Source organism: Romboutsia sp. (assembly GCF_035470145.1).
Taxonomy (GTDB): domain Bacteria; phylum Bacillota; class Clostridia; order Peptostreptococcales; family Peptostreptococcaceae; genus Romboutsia_D.
Genome location: NZ_DATIRC010000389.1, coordinates 39,360 through 49,219, shown reverse-complemented (window position 1 = coordinate 49,219; position 9,860 = coordinate 39,360). Strand labels below are relative to the sequence as shown.

Below are 9,860 nucleotides of genomic sequence, written 5' to 3'. Positions count from 1 at the left end.
TTGTTGGCTAAAGCCAAAACATATCAATAAATATATATCGGCTATTTACGTGTTTTGATTCGGAAATTACCTGTAATATATATTTCGGCAGGTCGGTTATAGGTACTTCGGTACACAGTGAACCTACTTTTGCACCCTGGGGAGGGTGTATTTACTCTTTGGTAATTTGGAGCATAAGTGCGTGTCTACCACCATAAGGCAGGTGTGCCTCTACCACCCCCCCACAACACAACACACACACACAGTATGTGTGAATACGGAGTCCCGTATTGCACCCTGGGTAGGGTGGTGTTGGGTGGCACTGCGTGGCAATACACGCTCAATACCTTTTACACATATCATATGCGATACATACGCACAAAGCGTATTGGCAAAAACATTTTAACACCATTACTGCATGTTGTACACGTGGTTTACTTGTTATATCACGCTTCGGCAAAGATGTCACATTCGTTCCACTTTCCCTTCGCTAAGTACGTTAAGACCTTGGGTTGCACCCAATCCCGCACTGCGTTTACTACACCTTCTTATCACGTTTATAACTTGTTTGGTACATGTTGTGTACGTTATATACCTGCGCCTTCGGCGTTTAGTCGCAGTACTGCGTACTACTCCTACACGTTACAAAGCTTGTTGGAAGGTATGGTAGCGTGTTGTTGCGTAAGGTACGCCCTTGCCTTCGGCGTGTGCGTAGGGCTAACGCCCTATGATTTTGCATAGGTTTTAAATTGTTTTGACTACCTTTGAACATGTATTATACCTTATTTCACCATAAAAACACGTTGTGTACACTCTCTCTCCACATCAAATTACATGTTATGAAATACTTTTTGTAACACTATTCACGTAGTGTATTAAGACCTAAAGGTCTAGGTTTTATTCACTTCGTTCATAAAACATAATCAACATATCATTTATACACATCTAAATGCTACTTATCAATAGAAATGTATGTCGGTGAGAGCACATATTAAAACACCTTCTCCCTTTTATAACACGCATAGCGTGTTGTGTATGTGGTATAAATTATTATTAAAAGGATGGTTTTATTATGTTTAAATTAGAAAGTATATTAGTTGATGAGTGTGCAGTATGTGTTATGCCTGTTTGTGAGTTAGAAGGTAATTCAGAACATTCTCAAGGTTATTTTGAGGTTGAAGAATTTGAAATGGTTACGTGTGACCATTGTGGCTTAGTAGTTGAAAAAACAACTGCAACACCTTGTACTTGGGAAGAATTTAATTTAACTTGGTACTATTGTGAAAGATGTAATAAAATATTTGAAAAAAATGAACTACCTTTTTAGGTAGGTCTTTGGTTGTTAAATAAAATTATAAAATTATAGGGGGATAAACAGATGTTTAATATATTATTAGTAGTATTATTAGGGTTAATATTGGTTGGAATGGTTAAGCAAGATAGGGATATGAAACATATCAAAGAGATACAAGAAAGACAAGCTAAACGTTTAGAAAGGCTTGAGGAAAAGAGATTGGACTATGCATTACTTAGACAACGTATCGAAACGATGGATAGGGAATATGATTTATTTACTAAGGTTCAAAGGGCACGTGATATTTCTATTGATGTGGATAGGGTTTGTAACCCTATTGGATTTGACATATCAAATATAACTGTTGAAGATATGATAAATCAGGTTAACAACACGTATAAAGAACATGGTATAGACGTAAGTTACGAGGAAATCGTATTAAGGGAATAAAGACCTTTTCCCTTTTTTACACCCTAAAGGGTGTTGTGTTATAAGTATAAATATTAAATTAATTAGGAGGTAGTCGTTATGGCTAAGAGAAAAAATAGTTTTGAGGCGTTAGAAAATATAAAGGTTGAAGGTGCAAACAATAATACAAATACTATGGAGGTTGTTGATATGAATGAATTAAATAAGGAAATGGTTGAAACTCAAATAAATACTTTAAAAGGTGAGGTAATAGATATGCATGAGAATATGGAAAATTGTTTAGAATCAGGCTTAGTAGAAGATGCTAATGAATTACATACAGAAATAGTTGTAGCAGAAGAAATGATAGTTGAGTTAGAAAATAAGTTAGATGAAGAATATGACATAGCATCTGATAAAGAAGATGATAAAGAGTTATTATCACTTTATGCACACAAATTAAAGATTGATGGTGCTATACATTATGCAGTTAAACAAGGTGCTTTAAAGTATGCACAAATGGTTGAAAAAGGTGAAGAAACACCTAAGTTTGTATCTAACAAACAAATACAAGGTATTATAAAGAATTATGAGTTAAGAACAGGTGTTGAAATGACTACTAAGCAAATCAACTTTATAAAAACTCTTAATCCAATTCAAATAGAATACATTGGTATAACACTTAACAAGGCTAGAAACTTAGCCATGGCATAAGGTTGATAATCTATAGTGCTCATATCGGGGATGTGAGCGTAATTAGGTTCTTAACCTAACAAAACAAAACATATGGTGATAAGTGGTCGAACTTATCAAAGGAGGAAATTATTATGAATAAGGTTGTATTAGTAGGAAGATTAACTAAGGATGTAGAATTAAGATTTATAGCAGGAACAGGAACACCAGTTGCAAACTTTTCATTAGCAATAGATAGAGAGTTTACAGGTAAAAATGGTAAAAAAGAAACAGATTTCATTGATGTGCAAGCATGGGGTAAAAGTGCAGAGAATTGTGCTAACTACATTGGTAAAGGCGCTATGGTTGCAGTAGATGGTAGTATAAGAGTTGATAAATATCAAGCTCAAGATGGTTCTAAGCGTACATCATTTAGAATAAACGCTGATAGAGTTCAGTTCTTAGATAGTAAGAAAAAAGAAGTTGCACCACAAACAGAAACATTTAAACCAACATTTGAACAATTAGATGGTGAAGAGATGTTTAACGAAGTAAATTTTGATGATTGTCCTTTCTAGGCACATCAAATAATACACAATCTGTTGGGGAACAGAGGTTTTGAGAGGGTGTAGGGGTACACCTTCTCTTTGAAATATATTAAACTAACATAAAATAAAAAAACAAAATGGTAAGACATAATGATGGGGATATGTCAATAGGAGATAAGACAAATGAAAAACTTAACTAAAGAAATGATAACTTTAAATAATATAAATACATCTGCTAGAAAAGATATTGATGCTACAATAAAAACTCTGCTTAAAATAGAAATAGAAGAATCAAGAAATGTACCAAGTGAAAAGATGATAACAAGCACACTTATGCCTTGTTATTATGATAGAGCAGGAGTACCAATGTCTAAGGAGCAAATTGTTTTCTTGTTAGGTAAGTGTTCAAGAGATAGAGTTCAATTGATAATAGATGTTTTAAAGGAAAAATATTCAACAGTTTCACAAAGAAAAGAGCTTATCAAAAATATTGAGGGTATGAGGAAGATGAGTACATCAACTTATCTTAAAATTAAGATGGAATTATACCCTAGAATACATGAAAGAAGTTGCATTGATGAGTTTTTCCAAAAGTGTACTGCAATATATCAAATGCAACCTGCAAATAGTGAACAAGTTAGACAAATAAAAGGTATAGCACTAATACCTGAGGTGTATGAAGGGTTATATTCAAGAGGAATAAAACTTGATGCTCATATAGACCCTGTAAACGGTAAGATACTACCTTCGTTTGATAAGGAAATAATGGATAGAATGAATAATGAAGATGCATCATCATTCTTACAATTCTTCTATACATACAAACAACAATACCAAGGTAGAATGCTTACTCCACTTCAAAGAAATACTTTAAGAAATCTATATACTCAATTGGGCGAAACAGATAAAGCATCTCCAATACATTTAATGTACATTGACCTTAGAAACTATGATAAGGTGGTAAATGAGTTGAATGAAAGAATAAGAAGAAATAATATAGCACAAGAAAGTGCATACAGTAATCGTAAAATGGTAAGACTTGATAATGGAGATATAATAGAGGTTAAAGAATATAAAGCAAATGAGTTCACATATGAAAACATGCGTGAAAGTAATAAAGATGCAGTAGAAACTAAGAGGTTATTAAAGTTTATACACACAACTTGGTCTGCATTAGGTGAAAGATACCAAGATGATGAGGATTTAGAGGCTTTATTACCATACTTAAATATAACTCAAACAAGTGGTTCTCACATCAAAGAAGATGTTGATGAGAATAGAGATAAGCTAGTTAAAATGATTAGACAAAAGATACAACAAGGAATAAGATTAGGTGCACTGGCTAGAGATTATGTATTACAACAACATGAAGATATAATAGAATTAGTATATCCATCACTATAAAAAGGATAAAGGGTGAATCTAGGTCTGAAAAGGCTTGGATTCACCCTTTTTTTATTTGTATATTAAACCATTTTAAAAACATTTAAAAGCAAAGGAGGAAAAACGCAAAGAACACGTTTTTCTTTTATTGAAGTAAAACCTAGGAAGGCGTAAACGCCTTCGATTTTTTGTTCATACTTTTATATCATGTATTTACACCTATTTCACGTTATACACGTTTAGAATACGTTTTAAATGCGTTTTATAGGTATCCCATGCTATACTTCGTATCTACCCTTATCTCCTTTCCACGTTTTACAGGTTTTTCTTTGTTTAAATGCATATCTTCGTATACACGTACTTTGTGCTCTTCTTTCATATACTCTACTTATTCTCATAGCCTTATTTCCTTGACAGTACCTTAGCTTGTCGTTCCTAGTACGGTATACATTTTAATATCATCTATTTGGGTGTAATTAATTAAAAAATAAAAAGAAAAAAAGAAATAAGTTGTTTTTTAAATAATTACAATGTACACTTAAATTTAGGCGGTAATCACATCAATAAGATGTTTACATAAAATTTATTAAAAAAATATTAATGGTAGTGGGTATGAAACATACTCACATAAGGAGGAAATTGAAATGATGAGAACAGTTAAAGTAGGAATGATGCCAGGTAGATTAGTAGAAGTAGCAGTTGAAGATGCAACAAACGTAGCACAAGTATTTGAAATAGCAGGAATAGAAATACCAAGTGGTTACGAAGTAAGAATGGATGGAGAGAAAGTTGCTATGGATACAATAATTACAGGTAATTTAGTAGTTGCTACAAAGATGATAAAAGGTAATTCATCAACAGTAAAGGTTGGAATGATGCCAGGTAGGTTGGTTGAATTGGCTTTACAAGGTGGAGAATCGGTTCAAGATGTATTTGCATTAGCAGGCATAGAGATACCATTAGGATATGAAGTTAGAATGGATGGAGAAAAGGTTGATTTATCTACAACAGTAACAGGAAACTTAGTTGTTGCAACTAAATTAATAAAAGGTAATACCCACACAGTTAAGGTGGGTACTATGCCTGGAAGATTAGTTGAGATTGCAGTAGAAGGAACTGAAACAATAGCACAAGTATTTGAAATAGCAGGTATAGAGTTATTATCAGGTTATGAATTAAGAAGGGATGGTGAAAAGGTAGAATCACATCAAACAGTAGGTACTTGTAATTTAATCGTTCAAAGTAAACTAATAAAAGGTAATAAGTAATTAACAGTTAAGTAACATTTATTTACACTTATTTTTTTACACTAATACACGTATATTTATATAAACTTTTTGAAGGGTACAGGTGGTGGTACACTTGCCCTTCACCTTTTTATAGTTTAAAACTTAGGTCAACACCCCATTTATATATACTCCTTACCCCATTAATTTATGTATATATCGTTGACCTGGGTTTTAAGTTATAAAATTAGGAGGTAATATAGGTGGATGAAAGAGAAATAATAAACAATTTTTTAAATGGTGCAATTAAAGAAATAGATGAAGAAGTAGTTAAATGTGTAGAATCATCATATCAAAAAGGCGAAGATTATGATAAAGAAACATTAGATGATTTAATTTATCAAAAAAGATTGCTTGGGTGCTATTTATAAAAGAGCTAACACATATTTATGTGTTTTAATTTTTACACCACAACATACCAAATTACATACCATGGGGGACACATCGCTCCACTTTAATTGGTGGTGTATTTTTTAAAGCACATAAGTTGCTTAATTAACAAAACATAGAGGAGGTACTTGCAAATGACAAGTATAGAACAAGAAATAAAATTATTAAGAGGAAACATTGAGAAGAATTTAATAGGTGAAATAGTAACAGATGTTACACCTGATATGATAAAAGGTGTATTGAATGAAAGAAACAATGATATAATGGTATTTGCTCAAATCAAAGAAGAAGTAGAAGTTGGAACAATAGGTGGAGGATTTAGATTCTCAGAAGATATGAGCGTTTTAAAAGATAAGTTATTACATATAAATGGTTGTATAGAAAGAGATAGAAGTGAAGAAGATGCCAAACGTGGTGGTAGAAAAGGCAAGGTGTTTGGTTTTAGAGGTGACATAATAGTCGATGGTGTTAAAAAAGAACATCCACGTGTAATAGATGATGAGTTTATAACAAATATACAAATTATATCATTTGTAATGCCACCATTTAGCGAGAGAATAAATGCTATAAGTGAGAATTTAATAAAAATAGCAAACGATAGTAAAAGAGATATAGATGATTTAAAGTATAAATTTGATGAAGAGCAAAAAAAAGCCATTGAATTTAGAGAAAAGCTAACTAGAACATTAAATAATGTTAAAAAATATGGAACACAATTAGAAGATTTGGTGAAAAGAACTAAAGACAAGAGTTTTATAAGTGAATTAGAAATGCTTATTACACATAAAAACTTCGTTGATTTGGAAATAGTTAATGATGATTTGGTATTTACAACCAACCACATAGATATATATGACCCAAGCAATATGGAAAACGTGTTTAAAGGTAATAAATTTAAAATAACAGTTAAATTAAGTAGTAGTAGAATTAAATTTGAAGGTTTGGATAGAACTAGGAGTCACAAAAGTTATTGGTCAACTAATGACCCTCACCCACATGTAAATGGTAGAACAGGTGAGGCTTGCTTAGGTAATGTGTCTTCAACGCTTGCAGACCTTTGCTCATCAAATGAAATATACGCATTATTTACTATGCTTGTTAACTTCTTACAAACATTTAATATAGACGATAGTGCAGGTAAATACATACGTAATTGGGAAATGGTTGATGGTAGTGATAACCCATATAGTACAAGTGTTAGGTGTAAACAATGTGGAGATGAAATAAATTTAGATGAAGATGATTACAGAAGATGTGGTGATTGTGATGGTTATTTATGTGAAAATTGTGGTGAATGGCACGGTGAAAATGACACTTATTATTGTGACGAGCATTACGCACAACACATATTTACTTGTTTAGAATGTGATGAAGAGAGCGAAGATATGAGAAATAAAAGAATATGTTCGGCTTGTGGAAAAGTAATGTGTGATAATTGTGTAGAATACCATGATGATAAGCCATATTGTCCAAGTTGTATGCCCAGCGAAGAGGTTGATGAAGAAGTTGACAATGGAACAGATGAAGAAGGAGTTCAACAAGAAGTGGTGGTAGCAGGTTCTAAATGTGATGATTGTGGTAAAATCCTTGATATGGGTGAGAGTATATCTTGGGTAGAAAACACAGGCATATTACTTGAATTATGTGAAGGTTGTATGAAAACAAGAGAAGAAAGATTATAGGTGATAAAAAATGAACAACATAGGTTTTAAAGTTGCATGTTACATTGACACGGCTATAATGATTGCTAATTATTACAGAGGTGAAATGGAGGCAACGATATTTTGTGGCTTTCTTGCGATTATAACTGCAATACTAAGTTTAGAAAAAAAATAACATATCAAAAAGGAGAATAAGAAGATGAAAACTTTATTTAATGAAAGAAGAACTGCACAAACTAAGGTTGAGATAATAACTGGGTTAGACCCAATAATATATGTTGATGTGAACTCATTAGGGAAGATGAGAGCATACGTTGATGGATGTAATGACGAGATAGGTTGGTTAGGAGAAGTAATTAAACAAGGTAATGATTATTTAATAAAGGATGTACACCTGTTCAAACAACAGGTGCACTCTACTACTTGCGAAATAACAACAGAAGGTTTAACAGATTTTGCAAATGAGATATTGATGCAACCAAATGGAATAGATACTTGGAATGATATGAAATTGTGGGGACACTCGCACGTTAATATGGGGGTTACACCATCAGGTCAAGATAATACCCAAATGAATGTATTTAAAGATTGTGGACATGATTTCTTTGTACGTGTTATAGCAAATAAAAAAGGTGAAATGGAATTTACATTATATGATTATATAAAAGGATTATCATATAAAGATGTTAAGTGGGTTACATATTATGATAACGCAGAGATTTACGACTTACAACAACAAATAAATGCTTTACAAGCCCACATGAACACTTTAAAACAACCTAATATAGATACTCCCAGTATCACACAAGAAATCAAAGATAAGGTATCAAAAATCAGACATGCAACAACATATGCAAATGCAGTTGCCTATAATGGGTACACAAGTGGAGCTTATGATAGTTGGTGGGATAAAGCATATGGTAATAAAAATACTCAACAAAATAAAAAAAAAACAAACGTAACAACAAATCAAATAAGCGTGGTAGATAGTGCAGAAAGCAATGATATATACGCAGGTGTAGGAAGTATAGAAGATAAAATACTTATAGCTTGGATGAGTATGGATGTTGTTGCACTTGAAGGTTTTTTAAGTGTTGATGATATATTTGATGTGACAACAATGACTACAGTTGGTGTAAGTAATTTTATAAGCGAGGAATTTGGTGAAGAAATAACGTTTAAAACTTGTGACAAGTTTAAGGAATTATGCATTGAATATAAAAAAACGTATAATGAACAATACAGTTGTAGTGGGTTTATAAACAATAAATAATGTAAAAGGGTGTGATTTAATAGGTTGCACCCTAAATAACAAATCAAATAATAAAGGATGGTAAACAAGATGAAGGTTGAAAATTACTCAAGACAAATGAATATATTAGATGTGGAGAAGGAAAAGAACAAACCAATAAATATCATAGGAGCAGGTGCAACAGGTTCTTGGATAGCATTAGGACTTGCTAAGATGGGATTTGAAAATATAAATATATATGATTTTGATACAGTAGGAGAGCATAATTTACCTAATCAAGCATTTAACATAGAAGATATAGATACTAACAAAGCTATGGCAGTTCAAAAGAACGTGATGAATGCAACGGGCAACATAGTTAAAGCGCATAATCAAAAACTACAAGGTGGAGAAAGATTAGCAGGTGTAGTGTTTGTATTAACAGATAGTATGAAGTCACGTAAAGATATATGGATGAAGAGTTTAAAGCTTAACCCTGCAATAGAACTTGTGATAGAAACACGCATGGATTTAAGAGTAGGTCGTGTGTACGCTATAAATCCTAATGATATGGCTCAAATAAAGAGATATGAAGAAACGCTATACGATGATGCAGAGGCAGAGGTATCTGCTTGTGGTGTATCTCAAACAGTTTTATGCACCGCAATAGGCATCACGTCACAAGCTATATGGAAGTTACTTAACCATATCAATGAAGTGCCTAATCATCAAGAAACTATGATAGAGTTTGAAAATAATTACATATTAACGCAGGAGTGGAAATAAGATGGAAACAAGATTAAGGGATGCAAATGGAACGTTATTAGAAATAGGTGATAAGGTAAGAAGAATAGATGGAGAATTTGGAGGCATGGTGGTTGGTGATGTAGGAACTATAACTGAATTTAGAGATGATTTACATGTAAGCTTAGAAGAATATGGTGGTGGACATGGAGTTTCACACTTTATAAAAGATAAAGAAGAAAACGAAATATAATCAATAAATAG

At 32.4% G+C, this 9,860-nt stretch carries 12 protein-coding genes; all 12 read left to right on the top strand.

Features of this window, described 5'->3' with window-relative positions:
* Positions 1-1,051: 1,051 nt before the first annotated feature.
* The 12 genes from VLM92_RS15590 (at position 1,052) to VLM92_RS15535 (ending at position 9,849) form a co-directional block, all read left to right on the top strand.
* Positions 1,052-1,306 (top strand): hypothetical protein, encoded by a 255-nt coding sequence (locus VLM92_RS15590; protein ID WP_325277242.1) that lies wholly within the window; start codon positions 1,052-1,054, stop codon positions 1,304-1,306.
* A 51-nt stretch (positions 1,307-1,357) separates the two neighbouring features.
* Positions 1,358-1,723, top strand: coding sequence for a hypothetical protein (locus VLM92_RS15585; RefSeq protein ID WP_325277241.1), 366 nt, complete (start codon positions 1,358-1,360; stop codon positions 1,721-1,723).
* Positions 1,724-1,801: 78 nt separating this feature from the next.
* Positions 1,802-2,395, top strand: coding sequence for a hypothetical protein (locus VLM92_RS15580; RefSeq protein ID WP_325277240.1), 594 nt, complete (start codon positions 1,802-1,804; stop codon positions 2,393-2,395).
* Between the two features lie 113 nt (positions 2,396-2,508).
* A complete protein-coding gene (locus VLM92_RS15575) occupies positions 2,509-2,931 on the top strand; it encodes a single-stranded DNA-binding protein (RefSeq protein ID WP_325277239.1) in 423 nt (140 codons plus the stop codon).
* A gap of 153 nt (positions 2,932-3,084) precedes the next feature.
* Complete coding sequence (locus VLM92_RS15570) at positions 3,085-4,305, top strand: hypothetical protein (RefSeq protein WP_325277238.1); 1,221 nt, start codon at positions 3,085-3,087, stop codon at positions 4,303-4,305.
* A 623-nt stretch (positions 4,306-4,928) separates the two neighbouring features.
* Complete coding sequence (locus tag VLM92_RS15565; RefSeq protein ID WP_325277237.1) at positions 4,929-5,552, top strand: hypothetical protein; 624 nt, start codon at positions 4,929-4,931, stop codon at positions 5,550-5,552.
* A 221-nt stretch (positions 5,553-5,773) separates the two neighbouring features.
* Positions 5,774-5,941 carry a hypothetical protein gene (locus tag VLM92_RS15560; RefSeq protein WP_325277236.1) on the top strand — a complete coding sequence of 56 codons (168 nt, stop codon included), beginning with the start codon at positions 5,774-5,776 and terminating at the stop codon, positions 5,939-5,941.
* 153 nt (positions 5,942-6,094) lie between these two features.
* Positions 6,095-7,642, top strand: coding sequence for a hypothetical protein (locus VLM92_RS15555; RefSeq protein ID WP_325277235.1), 1,548 nt, complete (start codon positions 6,095-6,097; stop codon positions 7,640-7,642).
* A 10-nt stretch (positions 7,643-7,652) separates the two neighbouring features.
* The gene (locus tag VLM92_RS15550; RefSeq protein ID WP_325277234.1) at positions 7,653-7,796 is read left to right on the top strand and encodes a hypothetical protein; all 144 of its coding nucleotides are present in this window, start codon (positions 7,653-7,655) and stop codon (positions 7,794-7,796) included.
* Between the two features lie 24 nt (positions 7,797-7,820).
* A complete protein-coding gene (locus VLM92_RS15545) occupies positions 7,821-8,894 on the top strand; it encodes a hypothetical protein (RefSeq protein ID WP_325277233.1) in 1,074 nt (357 codons plus the stop codon).
* A 69-nt stretch (positions 8,895-8,963) separates the two neighbouring features.
* Positions 8,964-9,638 carry a ThiF family adenylyltransferase gene (locus tag VLM92_RS15540; RefSeq protein ID WP_325277232.1) on the top strand — a complete coding sequence of 225 codons (675 nt, stop codon included), beginning with the start codon at positions 8,964-8,966 and terminating at the stop codon, positions 9,636-9,638.
* 1 nt (position 9,639) lies between these two features.
* The gene (locus VLM92_RS15535) at positions 9,640-9,849 is read left to right on the top strand and encodes a hypothetical protein (protein WP_325277231.1); all 210 of its coding nucleotides are present in this window, start codon (positions 9,640-9,642) and stop codon (positions 9,847-9,849) included.
* Positions 9,850-9,860: the final 11 nt, after the last annotated feature.

What these genes read in the sequence shown, in the direction of transcription:
- VLM92_RS15590 (WP_325277242.1), top strand. Translation starts at nt 1,052, where the DNA reads ATGTTTAAATTAGAAAGTATATTAGTTGATGAGTGTGCAGTATGTGTT.
- VLM92_RS15585 (WP_325277241.1), top strand. Translation starts at nt 1,358, where the DNA reads ATGTTTAATATATTATTAGTAGTATTATTAGGGTTAATATTGGTTGGA.
- VLM92_RS15580 (WP_325277240.1), top strand. Translation starts at nt 1,802, where the DNA reads ATGGCTAAGAGAAAAAATAGTTTTGAGGCGTTAGAAAATATAAAGGTT.
- VLM92_RS15575 (WP_325277239.1), top strand. Translation starts at nt 2,509, where the DNA reads ATGAATAAGGTTGTATTAGTAGGAAGATTAACTAAGGATGTAGAATTA.
- VLM92_RS15570 (WP_325277238.1), top strand. Translation starts at nt 3,085, where the DNA reads ATGAAAAACTTAACTAAAGAAATGATAACTTTAAATAATATAAATACA.
- VLM92_RS15565 (WP_325277237.1), top strand. Translation starts at nt 4,929, where the DNA reads ATGATGAGAACAGTTAAAGTAGGAATGATGCCAGGTAGATTAGTAGAA.
- VLM92_RS15555 (WP_325277235.1), top strand. Translation starts at nt 6,095, where the DNA reads ATGACAAGTATAGAACAAGAAATAAAATTATTAAGAGGAAACATTGAG.
- VLM92_RS15550 (WP_325277234.1), top strand. Translation starts at nt 7,653, where the DNA reads ATGAACAACATAGGTTTTAAAGTTGCATGTTACATTGACACGGCTATA.
- VLM92_RS15545 (WP_325277233.1), top strand. Translation starts at nt 7,821, where the DNA reads ATGAAAACTTTATTTAATGAAAGAAGAACTGCACAAACTAAGGTTGAG.
- VLM92_RS15540 (WP_325277232.1), top strand. Translation starts at nt 8,964, where the DNA reads ATGAAGGTTGAAAATTACTCAAGACAAATGAATATATTAGATGTGGAG.
- VLM92_RS15535 (WP_325277231.1), top strand. Translation starts at nt 9,640, where the DNA reads ATGGAAACAAGATTAAGGGATGCAAATGGAACGTTATTAGAAATAGGT.